General features: G+C 34.5%; 23 protein-coding genes. 8 read left to right on the top strand and 15 right to left on the bottom strand.

The genetic code is table 11. The annotated features are described in order from the left end of the window. Window positions 1–62: 62 nt before the first annotated feature. The gene (lipA, locus tag HQN62_RS16795) at window positions 63–962 is read right to left on the bottom strand and encodes a lipoyl synthase (RefSeq protein WP_116797319.1); all 900 of its coding nucleotides are present in this window, start codon (window positions 960–962) and stop codon (window positions 63–65) included. A 243-nt stretch (window positions 963–1,205) separates the two neighbouring features. Here lipA and HQN62_RS16790 point away from each other — a divergent pair, with 243 nt between their 5' ends. Then, the gene (locus HQN62_RS16790; RefSeq protein WP_173505216.1) at window positions 1,206–2,066 is read left to right on the top strand and encodes a M48 family metalloprotease; all 861 of its coding nucleotides are present in this window, start codon (window positions 1,206–1,208) and stop codon (window positions 2,064–2,066) included. An 86-nt stretch (window positions 2,067–2,152) separates the two neighbouring features. Here HQN62_RS16790 and HQN62_RS16785 read toward each other — a convergent pair whose 3' ends face one another. The 8 genes from HQN62_RS16785 to recF form a co-directional block, all read right to left on the bottom strand. Further along, window positions 2,153–2,977, bottom strand: coding sequence for an energy transducer TonB (locus HQN62_RS16785; protein WP_116797321.1), 825 nt, complete (start codon window positions 2,975–2,977; stop codon window positions 2,153–2,155). 279 nt (window positions 2,978–3,256) lie between these two features. Next, window positions 3,257–3,808 (bottom strand): RNA polymerase sigma factor, encoded by a 552-nt coding sequence (locus HQN62_RS16780; protein ID WP_116797322.1) that lies wholly within the window; start codon window positions 3,806–3,808, stop codon window positions 3,257–3,259. After that, window positions 3,799–4,905 (bottom strand): glycosyltransferase, encoded by a 1,107-nt coding sequence (locus HQN62_RS16775; RefSeq protein ID WP_173505592.1) that lies wholly within the window; start codon window positions 4,903–4,905, stop codon window positions 3,799–3,801. Before HQN62_RS16775 ends, HQN62_RS16780 begins: the two co-directional genes overlap by 10 nt. A 238-nt stretch (window positions 4,906–5,143) precedes the next feature. Next, entirely contained in the window at window positions 5,144–5,758 is a 615-nt protein-coding gene (locus tag HQN62_RS16770; protein WP_173505215.1) for an FMN-binding negative transcriptional regulator, read from the bottom strand. Window positions 5,759–5,880: 122 nt separating this feature from the next. Beyond that, window positions 5,881–6,894, bottom strand: a complete 1,014-nt coding sequence (gene murB, locus HQN62_RS16765; RefSeq protein ID WP_173505214.1) for a UDP-N-acetylmuramate dehydrogenase — start codon at window positions 6,892–6,894, stop codon at window positions 5,881–5,883. A 35-nt stretch (window positions 6,895–6,929) separates the two neighbouring features. Next, entirely contained in the window at window positions 6,930–7,601 is a 672-nt protein-coding gene (locus tag HQN62_RS16760) for a DUF2461 domain-containing protein (RefSeq protein WP_173505213.1), read from the bottom strand. Between the two features lie 8 nt (window positions 7,602–7,609). Then, window positions 7,610–8,308, bottom strand: a complete 699-nt coding sequence (locus HQN62_RS16755; protein WP_173505212.1) for a thioredoxin domain-containing protein — start codon at window positions 8,306–8,308, stop codon at window positions 7,610–7,612. Between the two features lie 78 nt (window positions 8,309–8,386). Next, on the bottom strand, window positions 8,387–9,466 hold the full coding sequence (gene recF, locus HQN62_RS16750) for a DNA replication/repair protein RecF (protein WP_173505211.1): 1,080 nt from the start codon (window positions 9,464–9,466) through the stop codon (window positions 8,387–8,389). A 390-nt stretch (window positions 9,467–9,856) separates the two neighbouring features. On the opposite strand from recF, the gene HQN62_RS16745 reads away from it, so the two are divergent. The 7 genes from HQN62_RS16745 to HQN62_RS16715 all read left to right on the top strand — a co-directional run bounded on the left by HQN62_RS16745 (window position 9,857) and on the right by HQN62_RS16715 (window position 17,080). Continuing rightward, on the top strand, window positions 9,857–10,633 hold the full coding sequence (locus HQN62_RS16745) for a tetratricopeptide repeat protein (protein WP_116797328.1): 777 nt from the start codon (window positions 9,857–9,859) through the stop codon (window positions 10,631–10,633). Between the two features lie 77 nt (window positions 10,634–10,710). After that, window positions 10,711–11,283 (top strand): 6,7-dimethyl-8-ribityllumazine synthase, encoded by a 573-nt coding sequence (gene ribH / locus HQN62_RS16740; protein ID WP_116797329.1) that lies wholly within the window; start codon window positions 10,711–10,713, stop codon window positions 11,281–11,283. A 236-nt stretch (window positions 11,284–11,519) separates the two neighbouring features. After that, complete coding sequence (locus tag HQN62_RS16735; protein WP_173505210.1) at window positions 11,520–12,224, top strand: DUF6624 domain-containing protein; 705 nt, start codon at window positions 11,520–11,522, stop codon at window positions 12,222–12,224. Between the two features lie 165 nt (window positions 12,225–12,389). Continuing rightward, entirely contained in the window at window positions 12,390–14,282 is a 1,893-nt protein-coding gene (gene mutL / locus HQN62_RS16730; RefSeq protein ID WP_116797331.1) for a DNA mismatch repair endonuclease MutL, read from the top strand. Continuing rightward, window positions 14,279–15,037: a rhomboid family intramembrane serine protease gene (locus HQN62_RS16725; RefSeq protein ID WP_173505209.1), complete on the top strand. Its 759-nt coding sequence runs from the start codon at window positions 14,279–14,281 to the stop codon at window positions 15,035–15,037. The genes mutL and HQN62_RS16725 overlap by 4 nt, the downstream gene beginning before the upstream one ends. Before the next feature lie 65 nt (window positions 15,038–15,102). Continuing rightward, window positions 15,103–15,963: a rhomboid family intramembrane serine protease gene (locus HQN62_RS16720; RefSeq protein WP_173505208.1), complete on the top strand. Its 861-nt coding sequence runs from the start codon at window positions 15,103–15,105 to the stop codon at window positions 15,961–15,963. A gap of 70 nt (window positions 15,964–16,033) precedes the next feature. Further along, the gene (locus HQN62_RS16715; RefSeq protein ID WP_116797334.1) at window positions 16,034–17,080 is read left to right on the top strand and encodes an endonuclease/exonuclease/phosphatase family protein; all 1,047 of its coding nucleotides are present in this window, start codon (window positions 16,034–16,036) and stop codon (window positions 17,078–17,080) included. A gap of 96 nt (window positions 17,081–17,176) precedes the next feature. Here the strand turns inward: HQN62_RS16715 and HQN62_RS16710 are convergent, their stop codons facing one another. The 6 genes from HQN62_RS16710 to HQN62_RS16685 form a co-directional block, all read right to left on the bottom strand. Further along, a complete protein-coding gene (locus HQN62_RS16710; RefSeq protein WP_116797335.1) occupies window positions 17,177–17,800 on the bottom strand; it encodes a WbqC family protein in 624 nt (207 codons plus the stop codon). A 75-nt stretch (window positions 17,801–17,875) separates the two neighbouring features. Then, the gene (lepB, locus tag HQN62_RS16705; protein WP_173505207.1) at window positions 17,876–19,483 is read right to left on the bottom strand and encodes a signal peptidase I; all 1,608 of its coding nucleotides are present in this window, start codon (window positions 19,481–19,483) and stop codon (window positions 17,876–17,878) included. Window positions 19,484–19,495: 12 nt separating this feature from the next. Then, on the bottom strand, window positions 19,496–21,058 hold the full coding sequence (lepB, locus tag HQN62_RS16700; RefSeq protein WP_173505206.1) for a signal peptidase I: 1,563 nt from the start codon (window positions 21,056–21,058) through the stop codon (window positions 19,496–19,498). 83 nt (window positions 21,059–21,141) lie between these two features. Next, on the bottom strand, window positions 21,142–21,849 hold the full coding sequence (gene dapB, locus HQN62_RS16695; RefSeq protein WP_173505205.1) for a 4-hydroxy-tetrahydrodipicolinate reductase: 708 nt from the start codon (window positions 21,847–21,849) through the stop codon (window positions 21,142–21,144). Between the two features lie 47 nt (window positions 21,850–21,896). Then, entirely contained in the window at window positions 21,897–22,457 is a 561-nt protein-coding gene (locus tag HQN62_RS16690) for a DUF5683 domain-containing protein (RefSeq protein ID WP_116797339.1), read from the bottom strand. Then, window positions 22,457–23,356, bottom strand: coding sequence for a ParB/RepB/Spo0J family partition protein (locus HQN62_RS16685; RefSeq protein WP_116797340.1), 900 nt, complete (start codon window positions 23,354–23,356; stop codon window positions 22,457–22,459). Before HQN62_RS16685 ends, HQN62_RS16690 begins: the two co-directional genes overlap by 1 nt. Window position 23,357: the final 1 nt, after the last annotated feature.

Below are 23,357 nucleotides of genomic sequence, written 5' to 3'. Positions count from 1 at the left end.
TCGTTGATTTGTTTAACCGTTTAATCGTTTAACCGGTTTGACAATTAAACGATTAAACTTTTTTATAAAATATGTTTTTGTGCCTTGTAAGAAGATCTAACCAATGGACCACTTTCTACATGGCGGAATCCTAACTCCAAACCGTATTTTTCATATTTCTCGAATTGATCTGGTGTTATGAATTCTTTTACGGGAAGATGTTTTTTACTAGGTTGTAAATATTGACCAATAGTAACAATGTCAACATTGGCTGCACGTAAATCACGCATAGTTTGAAAAACTTCTTCTTCTTGTTCGCCAAGACCCAGCATAATTCCAGACTTAGTTCGGTTGATTCCTTTTTCTTTTAGGTATCTCAAAACTTCGAGACTTCGGTCGTATTTGGCCTGTATACGTACTTCGCGAGTTAGTCTTCTAACGGTTTCCACGTTATGTGAAACCACTTCAGGATTGGCTTCTACGATACGGTCAATGTTTCTTTCGATCCCTTGGAAATCAGGAATTAATGTTTCTAGCGTTGTGTTTGGATTCATTCTGCGAATGGCTTTTACAGTTTCAATCCATATAATTGAACCGCCATCTTTCAAATCATCTCTATCAACACTTGTGATTACTGCATGTTTAATATTCATGATTTTTATAGAACGAGCAACTTTTTCAGGTTCATCCCAATCTACGGTTTCCGGTCTTCCGGTTTTTACACCGCAAAAACCACAAGAACGCGTACATACATTTCCTAAAATCATAAATGTTGCAGTTCCTTCTCCCCAGCATTCACCCATATTTGGGCAGCTTCCGGAAGTACAAATTGTATTTAGGCTATATTTATCTACCAAACCGCGAAGCTCAGTGTATTTTTGTCCTATTGGAAGTTTTACCTTCAACCATTTTGGTTTAGCTACGCTCGATTCGGCTCCGCCTCGAGTTCCAACGGGTAATGTATTATCTAAAACAGTTTCCATATTTCAATTTTCAGAGTACAAAGATAAGCAATGTAGTTTTAGAATTCGAACTCACTATTTGCGAATTTTGATAAAACTTGTTTGGTAATCAAGTCAATTTTTCGATTTTCGCATTAAAAGAGTTTTTTTAGAGAAATATAATTTAGGGGTTTATAGTGTTAAATTTTGAATATTAAATAAAACAGGATTCTGTAATTTTTAAAGTTGTACTATATTTGCGCTTTAAAAAAAATAAAATAAAAGATGAATAGAAAATCATTATTATTGGGTGCTTTTTCAATATTGTTTGGGTTGTCTGCAGCCCAAGCACAAATTAATTTTGGAGAGAGAGCATTGAGTGCTGTTCAAAAAGGAATGACAGGATTTACTTTTACCGATGCGGATGCTGCCGCATTGTCAAAACCGGCCGTTGACAAAATGGATGCCGAAAACAAAGTGGCAGGACCGACTGATCCTTATGCTATCCGTTTGGCTAAAGTTTTTGGAAAATATACAAAAGGGGAGTTTTATACGTTGAATTATAAAGTGTACCTTACTAAGGACGTCAATGCTTTTGCAACGGCTGATGGCAGTGTACGTGTTTTTTCAGGTTTGATGGATGTAATGGATGACAACGAATTAATAGCGGTAATTGGTCATGAAATCGGACATGTTAATAACCATGATTCCAGAGATGCTATGAAAGCTTTGTATCAAAAAGAAGCTTTGATTGATGCTGCAGCTTCTCAATCTACTAAAGTTGCTGCTGTTACAGATAGCCAACTGGCTAAAATTGGTAGTGCAATGATTGATAGTAAATACAGCCGTAAGCAAGAATCTGAAGCCGATTTGTTTGCGTATGAATTTATGAAAAAAAATGGGTACGATGTAAATGCTGAGGAATCTGCTTTTAGAATATTAGCAAAAATGAGTGAAGGTGCTCAAAGTTCGTTTATAGATCAAATGATGAGCTCACATCCTGATTCCAATTTAAGAGCGGATGAAGCCAAAGCTAGGGCTGAAAAGGATGGTTTGTATAAGCCTTATGTGAAAAAGCCAGCAGTGACAACTCCTGTAAAGAAAACTACAACGACAAAAAAGAAGACCACAACTAAAAAGAAATAATAAATTTTCTTTATTGTCGAGTCTATAAAAAGAGAAAGCTGAACCTCAAAAGTTCAGCTTTCTCTTTTTTTTTATAATAAGTGAAATTAATTTGGTTGAATTGTGATAGGTAAATTATAAGAAGTTCTAACTGCTTTGCCTTCAAACATGCCTGGTGACCATTTGGTTTTTAAAGATTTTAAAACACGAATGGCTTCAGCTCCAAGGCCATAACCGGGGTCTTTTAAAACTTTTATGTCTGTCATGCTTCCGTCTTTTTCAATAACAAAAGAAACACTTACTCGGATTGCGTTTTCGCTGTCTATTTCGGGTTTTTCAAAATTATTACCCACATAAGTGTAGAACTTTTTGATTCCGCCCGGAAATTCGGGCATTTTATCAACCATATTGCTTGTTAGGATCGTGTTCTCAGTAATGCCGGGGCTGCTTGCAACAGCTGTGCCTGTTGAAGGGGTTGTTCCTACTCCTGAACCAGCTACTCCCGATGTGTTATCGCTAGGATTGGTTTTTAGATCGATGTTGGATGCAATATCCTTTGGGGTTGCTGCATCAGGATGAACGATTTGTGGATTTATAAGTTGTGCATCGGTGTTGGTGTTCTGTGTAATTGGTTTTTTAGCTTGAGGCATAGGTTCTTCAACTTTTGCTTGAGGCGGTACATAAGGGGTGAAATCCGCGACTACAACTGGAGGTAAGTCTGGGACTAATGATGGAATCCGATGTTCCGGATTTAGATAATTATAAACCATTGGTATACTAATGGCCGCAGTCAAAAGTGATACTCCCATAAAGAGCGCAAAAAAGGATGTCTTGGTGTTTTCTTGGCGTAAATGATACGCGCCATACTCTTTGTTTCTGTTTTCGAATACAAGGTTAATCCAGCTAGTTTCGAAGATGTTTGATTTAGACATAATTCATGGATTTAATGGTTAAGTAATAATTAAATCATAAGCTAAAGTGGTTTTAGTTTCTAACGCAAATAACAGGAAATTTATTATGTATGAATGTGGTTATTTTTTAACAGAATTGTTAAATAGATATTGTTAAAGGTAAATATAAAAATATTTATTGAATATAACTATGATTATTTAACAAATTAAGTTCTGTTAATGCAAGTGACTTTTAAAGATTCTAATGCAGTTGGGGAGTGTGTTTTTCCGAGTATTGTTTAATAAGATCTTTTGATGAAATTATCTTCTGTTTTGGATAATTTCAGAAAGTAATTTTTTGGCACGAAGTAATTTGATCTTTACATTGCTTAGTGGCTCGTCTATTTTATTGGCGATTTCCTGGTAACTCATTTCCTGAAAATAACGTAGCTGAATCACTTCCTGATAATGAGGTTTCAATTCTTTGATGAATTGTAATAGTTGCGAAAGATTTTGTTCGGTAATTAAAACGTCTTCAGCTGATGGAGTAGTGTCGGCTACATTATAGGCCGTTTGGTCTTGCTCATCTGTAATTTCAATAAAAAGGCTTGATTTTTTTTTGCGGATTAAATCGATATGAACATTCTTGGCAATCGAAATCAACCAAGTATTGAATTGAAATTCCGAGTTGTATGTGGCTATTTTGTCAAATGCCTTAGAAAAAGTTTCAATGGTAATATCTTCCGCCGTGGTTTCGTTTTCAGTGCGTTTTAGCATGAAACCGTACACCTCATTCCAATAGTAATCCAATAGAAAAGTAAAGGCAACTTGATTTCCTTTTTTCGCTTTTTCTATTTGTTTGCTTATTTCCAATTCGCAGGTTTTGAGAAGATATTGGTTATAAAGATATTAATTTGAGTGAATATAAGTATAATTTCTATAATAGGATACCAATACATCACATCTTTTTCTTTTAATTTTCCTGCGGCAAATCCAATAACAATCCAAGTAATTAAATATCGAGAACCAATAAGGCTTAATACCAATATCCATTGAAACTGAAAAGCTAACAAGACTATCGGTAATAACAGAAACAACAATTGGGAGCTGAAGAAAACCCCTAGTTGTATTTTGTCAAATGCTTTGTAATGTTTGGCAGTGGCAACATGTCTCCTTTTTTGAGTAAACCAATCTTTAAAAGTGGTTTTTGGAGCTGAATACGTGAAGCTTTCGGGAGAATAAGCAATTGTTGTATTGTCTGAATCTGCTGCTTGATTGATGAATAAATCATCATCTCCAGAGCGTACTTGGATATGATCGATAAAGCCGTTTACATTGAAAAATTCTTCTTTTTTGTAGGCTAAATTACGACCCACGCCCATATAAGGCTTACCCATTTTTGCCCAAGAAAAATATTGCGTGGCGGTAAGTAAAGTTTCGTATCGGATTATTTTGTTCAAAAAAGAATTGGCTATTTTTTCATAACCTCCATAACCTAAAACAATGGTTCTTTGTTTTGTAAACTGGGAGCTCATAGCTGTTATCCAATCTTTGGAAGTAGGGTAACAATCAGCATCAGTAAATAACAGATATTCTTTTTTTGCGGCTTTGATACCTAGCGTTAAAGCATATTTTTTATTTCCCCAAAAAGCCTCGTTATTTTTTACTTTAACCAAGCGAATATTAGGGTATTGTTTCTCAAATTCTTCAAAAATCTCTAAAGTATTATCTCTGGAAGCATCATCAATCAAAACGATTTCAAAATCTGGATAATTTTGTTCAGCCAATAAAGGGACGTATTTAATAACGTTTTCTTCTTCGTTTTTGGCACAAACAATTACAGAAATTGGAATGTTTTTGGCTTCAATTTCCTGTGCTCTGGCAAAAGAAAATTTACCAAAAACAATTAGATAGTAAAAAAGTTGAATGACAACTATTGCAATAAAAAAATATAAAGTAAAGGTTAGCATCATTGTATTTTTTTGGCTTTTAAAAACGATTGCAAATGTAAGTAAAGGTTTTGAAATAAAGCATGCAAAATTTGACGAAGTTATTTTGGTATTTTTCAAGGCAAAAAATATTTGAATAGCAGGGCTATTGAAAGATTTTTTAACGAAGAAAAAGGGCAAAAGAACGAGGGAAGTTGTATGGTTTATTTTGAAACATTTACTGAATAGCAATTGTCAATTATCAATATAAAATCAGTAATTACTTTCTATATTTAGCCATTTCTTTTGCTACAGCCATAGATTGAGGGTTTTCTGTTTTTTCTAATTCGGAAATAATATTCGAATAATTTTTGTCATCTCGGTTTTGTGACATTTTATTTTGCGCTTGTATTTCTTCTATTTTAATTTCAAAAGCTACAATTCCACGGGTCTGCATCATCGTTTTCTTTGATAAATCAGCGACTCGAACGGGACATTTGGAGTTTTGTTCGTATTTGTCCACTAATTTGGTCAATGAATTAATAACGGCATCTCCTTCAATGATTTTTATCTTTCCATAAACATGAACTGCTGTGTAATTCCAAGTGGGAACATTCTCATGATCGTACCAAGATGGAGAAATATAGGAGTGAGGCCCTGTAAATACAGCCAAAACCTGGTTATCCGATTCAAATGCTGTCCACTGCGGGTTCTCTTTTGATATATGTCCCATTAAAACTTCTTCTCCTGCTATATTGATTTCCAGTTCCAATGGAATATGGGTTGCCCATAATTTTCCATTGGTTTGATTGATTAGAATACCAAAAGCATTTGCTTTTAGAAAGGTTCTGATGGCTTCTTTATCTTCATTTTTATATAAATCAGGAATGTACATATTTGTAATTTTAGATTGAGGATTAACGATTTTTGATTTTAGATAGAAAGTAGATAATAGTTAATTGAGTGTTGCTAGCTGTGTTTTCTATTTTCTGAATTCTGCAATCTGAATTCTGCAATCTATATTATATTAACTTCGGCTTCAATGTGTATGCCAAATGTATTGAAAACAGTGTCTTGGACAGTTTTGGAAACATCCAAAATTTCTTGTCCTGTTGCTCCTCCGTAATTCACTAAAACTAATGCTTGATTTTTATGGACTCCGGCATCTCCAAAACGTTTTCCTTTCAAACCGGCTTGTTCAATCAACCAACCTGCAGGGACTTTAACTTCTGTTTCTGAAATATCAAAGAATCTCATTTCTGGAAAATTTTGATGGATTTTCTCAAAATCAGTTTTTAAAAGTATTGGGTTTTTGAAAAAACTGCCACTGTTTCCTAATTCGGCAGGATCAGGTAATTTACTTTTTCTAATGGCTATTACCGCATTGCTCACGTCTTTTAAGCCAGGAGTTGTAATATTGTTTTTTGCTAATTCGGCGGTGATATCTCCGTACGAAGTATTTATTTTATGATTTTGTTTCGTGAGTTTGAAAACTACAGAAGTAATGATGTATTGGTCTTTTACCTCGTTTTTGAAAACACTTTCCCGGTATCCAAAATTACATTCTTCCTTAGTGAAAGTTCTTATTTCCTGATTTTCGATATTTATCGCGTCGCAGGAAACAAAAGTATCTTTGATTTCAGTGCCATAAGCACCAATGTTTTGTACTGGCGTTGTGCCAACATTGCCCGGAATGAGAGACATGTTTTCGAGCCCGCCAAAGTTTTGATCTATTGCCCAAAGCACAAATTGATGCCAATTTTCACCTGCTTGACTTTCTACCCAAACATAATCGGCATCTTCTTTCAGTATTTTTTTTCCTTTTAAGTCAATATGGATCACTAGAGCTTCGATATTTTTTGTCAAAAGCATATTGCTTCCTCCTCCAAGAACGAATTTCTTTTGGTTTTTGTTTTGTTCCAAAATGCATTTCAATTCAGATACGCTGTGAACGGCAACAAATTGTTCGGCTTTGGCTTCAATGCCAAATGTATTGTAGTTTTTTAAAGAAAAATTATTTAAAATCTCCATAAAGAATTGTAGTTAAGTAGTGTTTACCTTTGGATTTATTCTGAATATAAAGCTCTGTCGATAAAATTATTGAAAGGTTTCAATACTAGCATTTTTTCTGTCATTATGGACACGAAATCTTTTTGAGTAACCAGTTTTGTATCGAAAGGTTGAGTGGCTGTAAAGCTTTTCAATTTCAAAAATTCAATGGCTGGATCTTCTTTATCGTAGCCTTTTGGCGGATTTTTTAAGGTCGAATTCTCGTCCCTGTTCAGATTTTGATAAATGGATTTAAACTTTTTGTCACTTAAAATTTCCTGTAAATCATCATAGAAAAAGTGAATTTCTTTTCTGATTTTTTGGAGTTGGTCAGGCTGTGGGCAATACAATCCACCGCCTACAAAGCATTTTCCATTTTCTATATGTAGATAATATCCTGAGGCTTCTGCATTTTTGGCTCCTGCGGATATCCAAACACCTAAATTCGTTTTGTAGGGAGATTTGTCTTTGGCAAACCTGACGTCCCTGTTGATTCTAAAGGTGCAGTTTTTGACTTCCAACATTTCCAATGAAGGGTCAAGTGGTTTTAGTGTGTCAAGAAAAGAAGCGACCAATTGATGGTAATCTTTCTTTACGGCTTCATAGCGTTTTTTGTTTTCAAGGAACCAATCACGATTGTTGTTGGCTTTTAAATCTTCGAGAAATTGTAAAGTGTCTTTTGAGAGCATAGGCCGGATTATTGCAATTGGTTTTTTAAATCTTCTTCACTAACGAATCCTGATTTTTGCCATTTGATTACTTTATTTTCATACAATACTAACGTAGGAAGTTCACTGATTTTCAATTCTTGCATAATAGTTTTATTTTCGTCGGCATTTAGTCGTATGACAACAACTTTGTCTGCCATTTCTTTTTGCATTTTTAGGATATAAGGCTCCATTTTTTTGCAGGGAGCACACCAAGGTGCGTAAAAATTCACTAACACTTTCTTGTCGGATTTTAATAATTCCGCATATTCCTGAGGGCAAACACCAATGATTTTTGTGTCCGGTTTTGCTAATCCTGCAGCCTCCCATTTGAGCATTCCTCCATCAAGATTGTATACAGTTGTAAAGCCCAATTCGGCTAATTTTTCGGATGCTTTGATGCTTCTCCCTCCACTTTTGCAATATACAAAAACGGGTTTTGTTTTGTCGTATTTGTCTGTTCTTAAAACAAAACTATCACTAAGCCAGTTTACATTGTCTGAGTTTTCGATATGTCCCGTTGCATATTCCTCGGGTGTGCGAACATCTAGGATTTGGGCATTAGGAGTTGCTTTTATTTTTTCTGAATACGAAGCGACATCAACGGTTTTGACGGCTGGTGATGTTTGTGCGTTGCAGGAAAATACCAGAAAACAGATAACGAATAAATATAGGTGATTAATTTTCATCGGGGTGTAAGTATTAATATTTGTGTAAAATTAAGCATTTTTTGCTTTTTTGAATCTTTAAGTAATCTTAAATAAAAGTTACAAATTGAAAATAGTATAACTCTGAAGCGTCGATTTTACGATTACTTCTGTGCGTTCGGGATGTGTGTCTGATATAAAAAGTTGTCCAAAGGTGTCGTTGTTGACCATTTCGATGATTTTAGACACTCGATTTTCGTCTAATTTATCGAAGATATCGTCAAAAAGCAGAATGGGTTTTACACCACTTTGTTTTTTTAGGAATTCAAATTGTGCAAGTTTTAAGGCAATCAAAAATGATTTTTGCTGTCCTTGTGAACCAAATTTCTTGATTGGATAATTGTCGATTTCAAAAGAGAGGTCGTCTTTATGAATTCCCGTGCTGGTGTATTGCAGCATTCGGTCTTTGTTGATGCTTTGCTGTAAGAGCGTCAGTAAATCATTTTCGAATAAATGGCTTTCATAAATCAATTGTACCGATTCCTGCGAACCTGTTATGTTGTGATGATGAAAGTTGAAAATAGGAATGAACTCAGCGATGAAAGCTTTTCTTTTTTCGAAAATGGATTGGCCAAATTCGGTTAGCTGTTCATTATATATTGATAAGGTATCGTTGTCATAAGTATGGTTCAGTGCAAAATACTTCAGCAAAGCATTGCGCTGACTCATTACTTTTTGATATTGGATGAGTTGCTGCAGATAGTGTGGATCCAATTGGGAAATCACGCTGTCCATAAACTTTCTTCGGGTTTCGCTTCCTTCTACAATTAAATCTCTGTCGGCTGGCGAAATAATGACCAACGGAATGAACCCGATGTGGTCTGAGAATTTATCGTAGGCTTTTCCGTTGCGTTTGAGTATTTTTTTTTGGCCTTTTTTGAGACTGCAGACAATTTGTTCGGTTCTTTCGTTCTTTTCAAATTCGGCGTCAATTACAAAAAACTCTTCGCCGTGTTTGATGTTTTGAACTGCTAAAGGATTGAAATAACTTTTTCCATACGACAAATGATAGATGGCATCCAGTACATTGGTTTTTCCGATGCCGTTTTTGCCAACAAAACAATTTATTTTGCTGTCAAATTCGAAATTGGCTTCGGAAAAGTTTTTGTAATTGAATAACGATATTTTTTTTAAATACATCTGAAGTTCTTGCTGGAATTGTTGACTTTGAAGCCTTTTTTTGGACGGTTTCTAAGAGGGTGCAAATTATTGAAAAATATCGATATAAAAGATGGGAAATTGTGTTTTCATTTTTTTACTACGACCGTTCGCTTGCGTGAGGGACAGGAGCAAGCTACCGAAGTAGCGCGGATGGCCCGACAGCAGCTAGGAAAAAGGGCGCTGACGACAAAGTGAATAGCCCTTTTTTCTAGTTGGTGGCACGCCCTGATTATTCGGATATTAGGGGGTGTTTTTTCAGTAAAAATAAGGGATTAAAAATATTTTTCTAAATTTTAATATAAAATTCATTTTTTTTACGTGCATTAGAATAAAAATTTTATTTTTGCCGTTCACTAAATTAAATTTTAAATGGCTACTTACAGTAAAAGAGGATATAAAACACCAAAAGAAAAGGAAGTAAAAGACGATGCAGTTGAAAATGTATTGATTGACGAAAAAGACAGCGCTACGGCTGAGGTTTTTTCGAAATTAGACGAAACAGCTTCTAAAACAGAAGACTGGGTTGCTAAGAATCAAAAAATTATAATTGGGGTTGTTGGTGCTATTACATTGGTAACTGTTGGATATTTTGCTTATCAAAAATTTATCGCTAATCCTAAAGAGGACGATGCTGCCAACGAAATGTTTGTTGCTCAATCTAACTTTGAAAAAGCGACTAACGGTGTTGCAAGTGATTCATTGTACAAATTGGCATTGAACGGGTCTGAAGGTAAATTTGGATTTGTAAAAATCGCTGATGAATATTCTGGAACAGCTGCTGGAAACTTGGCTAACTATTATGCTGGAATTGCTTACTTGAATACAGGTAAATATGATGAAGCGATTACTTATTTAGGTAAATTCAGTTCAAATGATTTGATGTTGAGTGCTTTGGCAAAAGGAGCAATCGGAGATGCTTACTCTCAAAAAAATCAACCAAAAGAAGCTTTGGAAAACTATATTAAAGCAGTTGAAGCTAGCAAAAATGACTTCACTACTCCACGTTTCTTGATGAAAGCAGGTAAAGTTGCTTTGGCATTAGGAAATAAAGCGGATGCTTTGAAATACTTCACTGATATTAAAGAAAACTACGAAAACGCACCTGAAGCTGCAACAGTGGATGGTTTGATAGGTTTAGCACAATAATAGAAAGATTTAAGATTGTTTGATTTTTGATTACAAAACTCTATCTTTAATATCTGAAATCTAAATTCTAAAATTAAATGGCAACCGTAAATAAAAATTTATCGGATTACGATAAAAACACAGTCCCAAACGCGAAAGACTTTCGCTTTGGGATTGTTGTTTCAGAATGGAATGATACTATCACAGAAGGGCTTTATAATGGAGCGCTTACTGCTTTGTTGGAAAATGAAGTGCCTCCGCATCACATTATCCGTTGGAATGTTCCTGGGAGTTTTGAGTTGATATATGGTTCTAAAAAAATGTTGCAAACTCAAAATGTAGATGCTGTAATTGCCATTGGATGTGTGATTCAAGGGCAAACCAAACATTTTGATTTTGTATGCGAAGGAGTAACTCAAGGGATTAAAGATTTGAATGTTCAAACCGATGTTCCTGTTATTTTCTGTGTATTGACAGATGATACTATGCAACAATCTATTGACAGAAGTGGTGGTATTCACGGAAACAAAGGAACAGAAGCAGCAATAGCGGCCATTAAAATGGCTTATATTCGTCAGCAAGCTTCGTTGTCTCACCAAATTGATAATCAACATTTATTATCTGCAGGTGCTTTGCGAATTGAAAATCAACCTTTGCAGATAGAAGAATAAAAAATAAAATAAAATTTCTAATGACCTATACTTTTCGTTGAATTGTATAGGTTTTTTTTATGACTATATGCGACTGTCACATCTGCTACTGATTTTTTTATAAATTGTATTGCAATATTAAAACACATTTTTTGAGTGATGAGGAGCCATTTTTTTTATGCTTTTTTTGTGATTTCCGAAAATTTACGGAATCTTCTTAATTGTTATATTTGATGCTAAACGTTTTAAAACTGAAAATGATAATTTCGATTGTAAATAGATATTCACTGGTTCTTTTGTTGTTTGTATTTGTATTCTGTCATGCACAAGGAATTATTGATGAAGGCTTGAAAAAAGAGTTGGACGGGATTTACAAATCGGACCAAATTCTTCGAGAATATATCGATTCAGAAACTACCGATAGCAGAAAGTTGCAGATTCTTAACGAAACTGGTTACTCCAATGACGATTTGGCAAATGGCAAGGTATATATGATACTGAATAAGCGAGATTCCATTAATCTTATTCGGATTGAGGAAATTATTGCAAAGTTTGGTTATCCTGGAAAAACATTGGTTGGAGAACCAACAAATGAAGCGGCTTGGTATGTAATTCAGCACAGTAAAAAAATAGCAGATTATTTCCCAATGATTCAGGAAGCGGGAGCAAGCAACGAAATACCTTTTACCAAAGTGGCCATGATGCACGACAGAATGCTGATGCAGGAAGGGAAGGAACAGCTTTATGGAACGCAAGTGTCGGGACAGTATATTCTAAACGCAGCAACAGGGAAGAAGGAGTTTTGGTATTGTGTTTGGCCTATTTTAAACGCGGAATCCGTAAATGAATTAAGGAAAGAAGCGGGGTTTACCAACACTGTTGAAGAGTATGCAAAAAGCATGGGAGTAGAATATAAACGCTATACACTTGCTGAAATAAAGCAATTAACAATAAAAGAATAATAGCATTATTGTTGGTTTTAAAAGGGTTAGCTTTCGATTTAAATTTGCTTTTTTTTATGAGTGTCAAAGAGCTAAAACCCAACAGAAATTCATTAAATTTGTCCTCCTTGATTTTAATTATTATTTAAAATCTGAAATTTACAATCCTAAATCTAAAATTTTTCAATGTCGAGTATAATTCAATTGCTTCCTGATCATGTTGCCAACCAAATTGCCGCTGGTGAAGTGGTGCAAAGACCTGCTTCAGTAGTAAAAGAACTACTGGAAAATGCAGTGGATGCAAAAGCAACAGACATTAAGTTGATTATTAAAGATGCCGGGAAGTCATTGGTACAAGTTATTGATAATGGCTCGGGGATGAATGTTACTGATGCACGTATGTGCTTTGAGCGTCATGCTACTTCCAAGATTCGCCAAGCCGAAGATTTATTTTCATTGCATACCAAAGGGTTTCGTGGAGAAGCATTGGCCTCTATTGCGGCGATTGCCCACATGGAAATGAAAACCAAATTGGAGCAGGAAGAATTAGGAACTCACATCGTTATTGAAGGAAGTAAATTCATGTCCCAAGATGTGGCGGTTTTGCCAAAAGGAACTTCATTTGCTGTCAAAAACTTATTTTTTAATATCCCCGCAAGACGTAATTTCCTGAAATCGGATACGGTTGAATATCGCCATATAATTGATGAATTTCAACGCGTTGCTTTGGCGCATCCTAAAATTCATTTTACGTTTTACCACAATGGTAGTGATATGTACAATTTGCCACCGTCGAGTTTAAGGCAGCGAATTGTTAACTTTTTTGGTGGAAAAACCAATGAAAAATTAGTTCCTGTTGTAGAAGATACAGAGATGATGAATATTCAGGGTTTTGTAAGTAAACCTGAATTTGCCAAAAAGAATAGGGGAGAGCAGTTTTTCTTTGTCAATGACCGTTTCATAAAAAGTCCCTATTTGCATCATGCTGTTATGGCTGCTTATGAAGGGATTTTGAAAGATGGTTCACAACCCAGTTATTATTTGTATTTAACGGTTCCGCCAAATACAATCGATATCAATATACATCCCACAAAAACCGAAATCAAGTTTGATAATGAAAGTGCAATGTATGCTATTCTAAGAGCTTCGATAAAACATAGTTTGGGGCAGTTTAATGTGGCTCCTGTTTTGGATTTTGAAAGGGATGCTAATTTGGACACGCCTTACCATTATAAAAATCTAGACGCGGAGGTGCCAACTATCCAAATAGACACAAATTTTAATCCTTTTGCAGAAGATAAACCCAATAAGCTTTTTTCGACATATAAAAAAGCGGAACCAACAGCCAGTTGGGAGAGTTTGTATGTGGGAGTGAAACACGATACAGCTGTTGTTTCAGGCGGTAGCGAATTTGCTTCCAGCAACAACGATTATTCTTTTGAGAACAATGAATTTACTTTTGAAAACGAAGAGGTAACTTCATCGTTATTCGATGATGAGGAAGTGGAACAAACGGTCCATAAAACGTATCAAATACATAAAAAATACATAGTTTCTCCTATAAAATCCGGAATGGTGATTGTGGATCAAAGTAGAGCTCATCAGCGTGTTTTGTACGAACAATTTCTAGTGAATATGACAGTTCAGCATGCATCAAGTCAGCAATTGTTATTTCCTATTAATTTGTTTTATTCAGCAACCGAAATGGAACTTATTGCGGAACTTCAACAGTCGTTAGTCAATACGGGTTTTGTTTTTGAGGAGTCTAACTCTGACCATGTCGTGATTTCGGGAATTCCTGTGAATATTACCGAGAGCGAAGTTGCAGCTGTTTTAGATCAGTTATTGAGTGATTTGCATAACGGAATTCCGGAGAATAGTTTCAGTCAGAATGATACTATTGCCAAATCGATGGCTAAAAGTTTGGCTGTCAAAACGGGTGCTTATTTGACCGAAAAAGAACAGGAAAATTTAGTAAATGGACTTTTTGCATGTAAGGATCCAAATGTTTCCCCATTTCAAAAACCGACTTTCATCACCATGCGTGTGGAAGACTTAGATAAAAAATTTGCATTATGATGAATATTACACCTACAGTAAAACAGTTGTTAATTATAAATATATTGTTTTATATAGGCTCGATGATTGTTGGGGAGCCTGCCTATAAATTACTTTCGATGTATTTTTTCGAGAGTCCCGATTTTCATTTTTGGCAACTCTTCACGCATATGTTTATGCATGCACCATTGCCAAATATCATGCATATTGCTTTTAATATGTTTGCTTTGTATTCTTTTGGTTCTGCGTTAGAACATTTTTGGGGTGGTAAAAAATTTATATTCTTTTACATTTCCTGCGGTTTAGGAGCTGCTTTATTGCACACTGCCGTGAATTATTATTTTTTTGAAAATGGAATCACTCTTTTAGTGGAGAATGGTTACCAAAAAGTTGAAATATTAAAAATCTTAAGTGAAGGGAAATTTGATACCAAATGGCAGGAATTATTAACTCCTTCCGATTTTCAGGCATTCATGGGCGCTTATTTAGGTAATGTGGTAGGAGCTTCTGGTGCTATTTATGGTTTATTGGTGGCTTTTGCTTTTATGTTTCCTAATGCTGAATTGGCCTTGATGTTTATTCCAATTCCAATCAAAGCAAAATATTTTGTTCCAGGACTGTTATTAATTGATTTATATTTGGGTGTTTCTGGAGGCTCCTTATTTGGTGGATCTAGTGGAATTGCCCATTTTGCACACCTTGGAGGCGCATTGGTTGGTTATTTGATAATGTGGTATTGGAAGAAAAATCAGTTCGATAGCCATCGTTGGAATTAATGCTCTTAAGCCAAAAAAGATAAACTAAAAGAGGAAATGATAACCCATAACTGATTCTATCAAATATGAATATCTTAGACGATTTGAAAATGCAATATAAATTAGGTGGTATCGCCTTAAAAATGATCTATTGGAATGTAGGTTGCTTTTTGGTATCCCTAGTTTTTTTCTATCAATTTAAGATTGGGGCTTTTGATTTTCCCAATTGGATTGCTTTGTCATCAGAGCCAACCATTTTTATATTAAAACCATGGACTTTTCTGTCTTATGCTTTTTTTCATGATGGTTTTTTTCATTTGCTTTTTAATATGTTGGTACTGAATTTTTCGAGCTATTTATTTTTGACTTTTTTTTCCTCAAAACAGTATCTGGGATTATATTTTTTAAGCGCCATTTTTTCGGGGTTGATTTTTGCTCTGGGTTTTAATCTGATGCATTACAGTGGAGCCATAATTGGGGCATCGGCGGCAATAATGGCTGTTTTGGTGGCCGTAACAACTTATAGTCCTTTGATGAATGTGCGATTCTTACTCATAGGAAATGTGAAATTATGGCATATTACAGCGGTAATTATTATTTTGGATTTAATGCAATTCCGATTGGAAAATTCGGGTGGTCATATTTCTCATTTGGCGGGCGCTTTTTTTGGGTTTGTATATATTAAATTGCTTCAAAACGGAACTGATTTGAGTAAGGTTGTGAGTACTGTTTTGGATTTCTTTACCAATTTGTTCAAAAAGCCTTCTACACCTTTCAAAAAAGTACATAAAAATTATAGAAAACCAGTTGAAAAACCAATTTCAAAAATAGTCGTAAAAGATAAAAAGCAACAGCAAATAGACGAGATTTTGGATAAAATTAGTCAGTCTGGTTATGAAAGTTTAAGTCAAGAAGAAAAAGAATTCTTGTTTCAAGCCGGAAAATAACCTATTTTTATCTAATTATAGAATTGTAAATCGTGAGCTTTTTGATCTTAAAGTTTAAAACGCATTAAAAATGAAGAACCTTTCATGGTTTAATAAAGGAATGTTTTTTTTGAATTTAGTACTTATTGTGCTAACATTCATCGCCTATTTACTCCCGTTTTTGGCGCCAAAAATTTTTCCCCTTTTGTCGGTTTTCACTTTATTCATGCCTTTGTTTTTTTTAGCAAATGGATTGTTCTTCTTGTATTGGGGAATTCAATTTAAAAAACGCATGATTTTATCCGGCCTTGTCCTTTTGGTTGGGATTACTTTTTTTAATAAGTTTTATAAATTTTCTGCCAAAGAATTTGAGGAAAGCGATAAAGATTTTACGGTTATGAGTTATAACGTAAGATTGTTTAATGTTTTTAAATGGTTGGATCGTGACGATATTCCGGACGTGATTTTAGAATTTATCAACACAGAAAACCCAGACATATTGTGCATTCAGGAGTTTTCTAATTCCGCAAATATTGATCTAAAAGTATATCCCTATAAATTTGTTTTGATGGAAGGAAAACAAATTAAAACGGGCCAGGCAATATTTTCTAAATTCCCTATCATTGAACATGGGAATATTGTATTTCCGAATTCCAATAATAATGTGGTTTATGCCGATATTAAAAAGGGAAAAGATATTATACGAGTTTATAATATGCATTTGCAGTCCATAAAAATTTCTCCGGATGTCAATGAAATTTCCGAAAATATAGATGTAATTGACCAACAAAAATCCAAGTTTCTTTTTATTCGAATTAGTAAAGCGTTTAAGCAACAACAAGAGCAGGCCGCTATTTTTAAGGAGCATGAAAAGAATTGCCAATACCCAATTATTATTTGTGGTGATATGAATAACAGCGCTTTTTCCTATGTGTATCGGAATATAAAAGGAAAGCTTAAAGATAGTTTTGAAGAAGCTGGAGTAGGTTTTGGTGCTACCTATAAGTTCAAATATTATCCGGCTCGAATAGATTATATTTTTGCCGACGAAACTATGGAAGTAAAACAATTTGAGAGCTTCCCCGAATTTCAAAACTCAGATCACTATCCCATTATGGCAAAGTTATCTATGAAATAGTTTTAATTTCCTTTTAGAAAAATTATAAACCCTTCCTAAATTAAAACATATTTAGGAAGGGTTTGTAATTTTAAACTAGTTAATGAGTATTAAATTTTATTTGATGATTACTTGATTTTTTAAATAATCCATTGCAAATTTCCCCTCATTAAATAATAAATCAAGCACGCTTAGATTGTTCATAAATCCGAATTTGTCATCGAATACTTGAGTGTAGTTCTCAAAAACGGAATGGTCTTTTTTCCCGTTTACCAAATAGCGAAAATCGCTCGTTCGAGTGTTATCTATTTCGTGGAAATATTCGGTAGTGGTTTCAAACTCTAATTTCATTCGCAAACACTTGCATGTTATTTCTAATGCTTCAAAATTCAGATCCATCAAAAACGTATGTTTCTTTTGAAAAATAGGAAGTAAGTCATCTTCAAAATACTCAAAAAAAGGAGAACTTCTGTAAGCAGCTTCCAACGATTTGAAATGTTGTTTTTGCCAGTCAAATTCTGGTTCTATTTTAATGTCTTTTGTCTTTTGATGTGCTAGATTAGAATGCTTTATGGGGATATTTAATAACTGAATCCCATTTGGACTATAAATGTAAGCTCTGTTGCGATTGGTTTGTTTCTGAAAATTATCCTCCATTTCGAACGTAATACTTTCCGATTGAGCCATAGCAACAAAATGGCTTACCGACGGAAAATAGGAGGGATGTATTAGAATATTCATTGCTTTTAAGGTTTTGAGATTAGGAGTTTAGAAGGTTTAGTGATGTAATCTAAGGCTCCTAAATAATATATACTTCTAAACTTTTTTTTCTTTTCTTTTTTTCCAAAAATACTCACCAACGAAAAAGGCTGCTAGAGCGATTAAGAAATGAATTAAATAAGATTTAGGTTCCCCATTATTTACAAAAGAGAAAACTCGATTCCATCTTACTTTCTGAATTCCTTTTCCATCTTTATCCCAGCTAAACCAAATGAAGACAGGTTTGCCAACTACATGATCAAAAGGAACATATCCCCAAAATCTTGCATCTAAAGAGTTTTGGCGATTATCTCCCATCATCCAATAATAATCTTGTTTAAAAGTATAGCTGTTAACTGGTTTTCCGTTTATTATAATTTTATCACCGTCAATCTGCAATGTATTTTTTTCGTATTCCTGAATAATGCGTTTGTAAAATGGAAGTGTTGTTTTGTCTAATTTAATTGTCACTCCTTTTTTAGGAATATAAATAGGTCCAAAATTGTCTATGTTCCATCCTAACATATGAATGTGTGGAAATACATCGCCATCTTCTCCTTTTGGGAGTAAATACTTTTTGACACTTTTAACTACTGGATTGTTCGCTATTCTTAGTGCTTCGTTATCGGTTAAAGTCAATACATATTCTCCATTATTGGTCAATCCAAAATTTCCATTCCCATCCTTCAAACCATCTCTAGCTCCATACATTTTTACTAGAGAGTTTTGATCCATACTTGTCCCTTGAGTATTTACAAAAAAGTTATATTGGAGTTTTGCACTTTCTGGTAATTTGCTTAGTTTTCCATTGATGTAAACGTCTCCTTCACGAATCTCCAAAGAATCTCCGGGTATAGCAACACACCGTTTTACTAAATTTGTCTTTTTATCAATTGGTTTGTAATAATTTCTTGCAGGTTTAAAATTATCCATATCCAATAAAGTATCCGCGGGCTGATTAAACACTACAATTTCATTGCGTTTAATCGTTTCAATAGCAGGGAACCTAAAATAGGGTAGTTGAAACTTGTTCAAAATCGAAGTTTCTTTTTTTGTAATATCATCATTGAACAGGTACGATTTAACGCCTAAAAGTGGGATTGAATCATGCACCATAGGCAATGCAATTGCTGTCATAGGAGCCCGTGCTCCAAAATTTAATTTGCTTACAAATAAAAAATCACCAATGTATAATGTCTTTTCTAATGAAGAAGACGGAATCGTAAATGGCTGTATAATATAAGTGTGAACCAAAGTGGCAACAATAACAGCAAAAAGTAGAGAACTAACTGTATCGGATGTTTTATTTTCGGGCTTTAAGTTTCGATCTGCTTTGTAATTTAATTTTTGTGTGTAATTGAGGTAATAAATATAAAAACCTAAAGTGATAATTACCAAAAAGGTGTCTAAACTTGAATTCTTTCCGAAGCTTCTTATTGTTTCGACCCAAATAACGGGAAACATGATAAGATTGATGATTGGAATAAATAGGAGAATAGTCCACCAAGTAGGTCTGCCAATGATTTTCATCAAAATGATTGCATTGTAAACTGGAATTAAAGCCTCCCAGCGTTTTCTTCCTGCAATTTCATATAGTTTCCATGTTCCTAAAAAATGGACTATTTGTATGAACAGAAAAAAAAGAAACCATTGGTATATTGACATACTAGCCTTGTTTTATAATTCTTTTTTCACTTTTCTTTTTTTCCAGAAATACTCACCAACAAAAAAGGCAGCTAGGGCAATCAGGAAGTATTTAAAATAAGATTGAGGTTGTCCTTCACCGCTAACAGTTGTGAATACCCTGTCCCAACGAACTTTCCAATTACTCTTAGGCCCATTAATACCATCGATACTCATCCAAATAAAAATTGGCTTTCCTACGATATGATTTTCAGGAACATAACCCCAGTAACGACTGTCTTCAGAGTTATGACGGTTATCTCCCATCATCCAGTAATAATTTTGGTCAAAAGTGTAGGTCGTGGCCACTTTTCCATCAATTCTAATTTCATTGCCATTTACTTTCAAGTCCTTTTTCTCATAATCGCTTATGATAGTTTTGTAGAAAGGCAAAGTTTCTAGGTTTAAGGCAACAGTTTTTCCTTTTTGTGGGATATAGATTGGACCAAAATTATCTCGGTTCCATTTGTTGATGTGTGGAAAAATACCATCTTCAACATTTTTGGAAATAATTCTGTTTACAGCTTTGATTCCTGGGATATTTTTGAATCTCTCTGCATTGGCAGCAGTTAAAGCACTGATGAATAAAGTGTCTCTTGTTTGTTGGTTTAAGAAACCAGCTCCATCGGTGATGTCCATGTCTTTGAAAAGATATTCAAAGTCAATAGGTGTTTTACCATCCAAAACGACATTGTAAGAGAACTGTGGTTTAGCACGTTCTGGTAAAATCAATTCTTTTCCATTGATGTAAACTAATCCATCTTTTATGGATAAGCTATCGCCAGGAATACCAACACAACGTTTTACATAATTTGATTTTTTGTCGATTGGTTTGTCTACTCTTAGTCCAGATCGATCCCTGAATTTGTATACGGTATCTGCTGGCCAGTTAAAAACAACTATATCTGTACGATTGATAGTTTGAAAGCCAGGAAGTCTAAAATAAGGTAATTGAGGCCAAGTCAAATAAGATTTTCTTTTGGTCAATGGAATAGTATCATGTACCATTGGCATGGCTACTGTAGTCATTGGAACTCTCGCCCCATAATTCATTTTACTCACAAACAAAAAGTCACCAACCAATAATGATTTCTCTAATGAAGAAGTGGGAATAGTATAAGGCTGGATAAAATAGGTGTGAACAATAGTGGCCACAATTACGGCAAAAAGTAATGAGCTAATAGTGTCAGCGGCTTTATGGTCTGGACTTAAATCTCTATCTGCTTCGTAATTTAAAGTCTGAGTGTAATTAAGGTAATAGATGTAAAATCCTAAAGTTCCAATTACAAGTACTGTGTCTATAAAAGATTTTTTTCCAAAACTACGAATAGTCTCTACCCAAATAACGGGAAACATAATCAGGTTAATGATTGGAATAAAAAGTAAAAGTGTCCACCAAGTTGGTCGACCGATAATTTTCATTAAAACAATTGCATTGTAAACTGGAATTGCTGCTTCCCAACGTTTTCTTCCTGCGCTTTCATATATTTTCCAAGTTCCTAAGAAATGAATAACCTGAACGGCCAAAAAGAATACAAACCAGAGATATAGTGTCATAATTTTAGATTTTAAACTTTAGATTTTTAGATCAAATTTCTATTAGAATTTTGGAATTTTATTGTTTGGAACTTAATTCTTTTCTATTTAGAATTTAAATTCAATACGTCTTTCATAGTATAAATACCGTGTTTTCCGGCAAGCCATTCGGCAGCAATTACAGCGCCAAGAGCAAAACCCTCACGATTATGAGCGGTGTGTTTTATTTCGATGGAATCCACCTCAGAGTTATAGGTTACAGTGTGGGTTCCTGGAACTGTTCCTACTCTTACAGCTTCAATATGAATCTCTTTTTCTTTTGGAGTGTCTAATGTCCAATTAGTATAATTGCTGTTTTCAATGACACCTTTGGCCAATGAAATAGCGGTTCCGCTTGGTGCATCTAGTTTTTGATCATGATGAATTTCTTCCATTTCTACTTTGTAATGGTCGAATTGAGACATGATTTTGGCTAAATATTCGTTGAATTCAAAAAATAAATTCACGCCAAGACTAAAGTTGGAACTAGAGATAAATCCTCCGTTTTTGGCTTTGCAAAGGGCAATCATTTCATCATAATGTTCCAACCAACCTGTTGTTCCGGAAACCACGGGAACATTGGCATTGAAACAACTGGAAATGTTATTTACTGCAGCTGATGGAACACTGAAATCGATGGCAACATCGGCAGAGGAAAGTCCATCATAGGTGTTAAATTCGTCTTTTCTCAAAACAATTTCATGTCCTCTTTCTAAAGCAATTCTTTCGATTACATGCCCCATTTTTCCGTATCCTAAAAGCGCAATTTTCATTTGTATATATTTTTGATTTTTTAAAAAGAAACGAAGATTGTTCGAATCTAAAAACGATAATTAAGTGTTAGTCCTAAATTTGATTTTAATGTTACAGGATCTGGGGTGATTTCTGGCTGAAAAGATAAACTCTGATTGACATTAAACTGTATTAAGGCAGCATCAACATTGGCATCAATGATGTTTAGTACATAAAAACCAATCACAAAAAGCCCTGATAACGAAGCGTTTCTTTGGTAAAACTCTTGAGCTGAAATTAACTGTTTGTCAGAGAGATAGTCGTAATTAGGATCGGGATTACCTGCCAAACGACTTTTGTAAGCATCTCTATATTCATTGTATTTTTTCTTGTTGTCAACATATAAATATAAACTGGTTCCCATAGCTCCATAAACTAAAGGAATCTTCCAGTATTTTTTATTGTATGCTTGGCCTAAACCAGGTAATATAGCCGAATAGAAAGCCGCTTTTGCAGGTGTCAAAGGGTCTATCTCTGTTGGTTTTAAAGTGTCTTTTGGCTTTAAAACAGCTTCGGTTTTTGCTTGTGCAAAAACCGAAGCGTTTCCTAAAAGAAAAAGCAATAGCCCTATGGAAATGATTTTGCTCACTACCCTTCTATTAATTTTATAATTCTGTTGAAGTCTTCTTCAGAATGAAAAGGAATTGTGATTTTTCCTTTCCCGTTTCCGGCAACTTTTACATCGATTTTTGTTCCGAAATACTTGTTGAAAGTACTTACATCTTCGTCATTAATTTCAAAAGAAGAGGACTTTGTTGGAATAACTGGTTTCGGTTTTAAACTTTCGTGGTAGTTTTTAACCAAAGTCTCCGTCTCTCTAACCGAAAGATTCTGACTTACAATTTTTTGGTAAATATCAGTCTGAACATCATGATCTTCAATGTTGATGATAGCACGACCGTGACCCATACTGATAAAACCATCACGAATTCCGGTTTGAATGATTGGATCTAATTTTAAAAGTCTTAAATAATTGGCAATAGTAGAACGCTTTTTACCAACTCTTTCACTCATTTGCTCTTGAGTTAATTGAATTTCATCAATCAAACGTTGGTAAGAAAGCGCAATCTCTATTGGATCCAAGTCATGACGTTGGATGTTTTCAACCAAGGCCATTACTAGAGACTCGTTATCGTTTGCAATACGAATGTAAGCAGGGACAGTTGTAAGTCCAATTAATGTGGAAGCGCGTAAACGACGTTCCCCAGAAATTAATTGGTATTTATTGAAGTCTAATTTACGAACAGTGATAGGTTGAATAACGCCTAATTCCTTGATGGAAGTGGCCAATTCGCGCAATGACTCTTCGTTGAAATTACTTCGGGGCTGAAATGGATTTATTTCTATAGCATCAATTTCAAGCTCTATAATATTCCCTACTACTTTATCTGCATTTTTATCTTCTACCGATTGAATATCGTTTTCAGGATCTTTTAATAATGCCGATAAACCTCTACCTAAGGCTTGTTTTTTTATTGCTTTTGACATA

The sequence above is a fragment of the Flavobacterium sp. M31R6 genome (assembly GCF_013284035.1).
Taxonomy (GTDB): Bacteria; Bacteroidota; Bacteroidia; order Flavobacteriales; family Flavobacteriaceae; genus Flavobacterium.
The sequence above is the reverse complement of the archived record's forward strand: the minus strand, read 5'-3'. Positions and strand labels throughout refer to the sequence as shown.

Bases quoted from the DNA above. Each gene is read 5' to 3' on its own strand.
- lipA (WP_116797319.1), bottom strand. From the start codon at position 962: ATGGAAACTGTTTTAGATAATACATTACCCGTTGGAACTCGAGGCGGA.
- HQN62_RS16790 (WP_173505216.1), top strand. From the start codon at position 1,206: ATGAATAGAAAATCATTATTATTGGGTGCTTTTTCAATATTGTTTGGG.
- HQN62_RS16785 (WP_116797321.1), bottom strand. From the start codon at position 2,977: ATGTCTAAATCAAACATCTTCGAAACTAGCTGGATTAACCTTGTATTC.
- HQN62_RS16775 (WP_173505592.1), bottom strand. From the start codon at position 4,905: ATGCTAACCTTTACTTTATATTTTTTTATTGCAATAGTTGTCATTCAA.
- HQN62_RS16770 (WP_173505215.1), bottom strand. From the start codon at position 5,758: ATGTACATTCCTGATTTATATAAAAATGAAGATAAAGAAGCCATCAGA.
- murB (WP_173505214.1), bottom strand. From the start codon at position 6,894: ATGGAGATTTTAAATAATTTTTCTTTAAAAAACTACAATACATTTGGC.
- HQN62_RS16760 (WP_173505213.1), bottom strand. From the start codon at position 7,601: ATGCTCTCAAAAGACACTTTACAATTTCTCGAAGATTTAAAAGCCAAC.
- HQN62_RS16755 (WP_173505212.1), bottom strand. From the start codon at position 8,308: ATGAAAATTAATCACCTATATTTATTCGTTATCTGTTTTCTGGTATTT.
- recF (WP_173505211.1), bottom strand. From the start codon at position 9,466: ATGTATTTAAAAAAAATATCGTTATTCAATTACAAAAACTTTTCCGAA.
- HQN62_RS16745 (WP_116797328.1), top strand. From the start codon at position 9,857: ATGGCTACTTACAGTAAAAGAGGATATAAAACACCAAAAGAAAAGGAA.
- ribH (WP_116797329.1), top strand. From the start codon at position 10,711: ATGGCAACCGTAAATAAAAATTTATCGGATTACGATAAAAACACAGTC.
- HQN62_RS16735 (WP_173505210.1), top strand. From the start codon at position 11,520: ATGATAATTTCGATTGTAAATAGATATTCACTGGTTCTTTTGTTGTTT.
- mutL (WP_116797331.1), top strand. From the start codon at position 12,390: ATGTCGAGTATAATTCAATTGCTTCCTGATCATGTTGCCAACCAAATT.
- HQN62_RS16725 (WP_173505209.1), top strand. From the start codon at position 14,279: ATGATGAATATTACACCTACAGTAAAACAGTTGTTAATTATAAATATA.
- HQN62_RS16720 (WP_173505208.1), top strand. From the start codon at position 15,103: ATGAATATCTTAGACGATTTGAAAATGCAATATAAATTAGGTGGTATC.
- HQN62_RS16715 (WP_116797334.1), top strand. From the start codon at position 16,034: ATGAAGAACCTTTCATGGTTTAATAAAGGAATGTTTTTTTTGAATTTA.
- HQN62_RS16710 (WP_116797335.1), bottom strand. From the start codon at position 17,800: ATGAATATTCTAATACATCCCTCCTATTTTCCGTCGGTAAGCCATTTT.
- lepB (WP_173505207.1), bottom strand. From the start codon at position 19,483: ATGTCAATATACCAATGGTTTCTTTTTTTTCTGTTCATACAAATAGTC.
- lepB (WP_173505206.1), bottom strand. From the start codon at position 21,058: ATGACACTATATCTCTGGTTTGTATTCTTTTTGGCCGTTCAGGTTATT.
- dapB (WP_173505205.1), bottom strand. From the start codon at position 21,849: ATGAAAATTGCGCTTTTAGGATACGGAAAAATGGGGCATGTAATCGAA.
- HQN62_RS16685 (WP_116797340.1), bottom strand. From the start codon at position 23,356: ATGTCAAAAGCAATAAAAAAACAAGCCTTAGGTAGAGGTTTATCGGCA.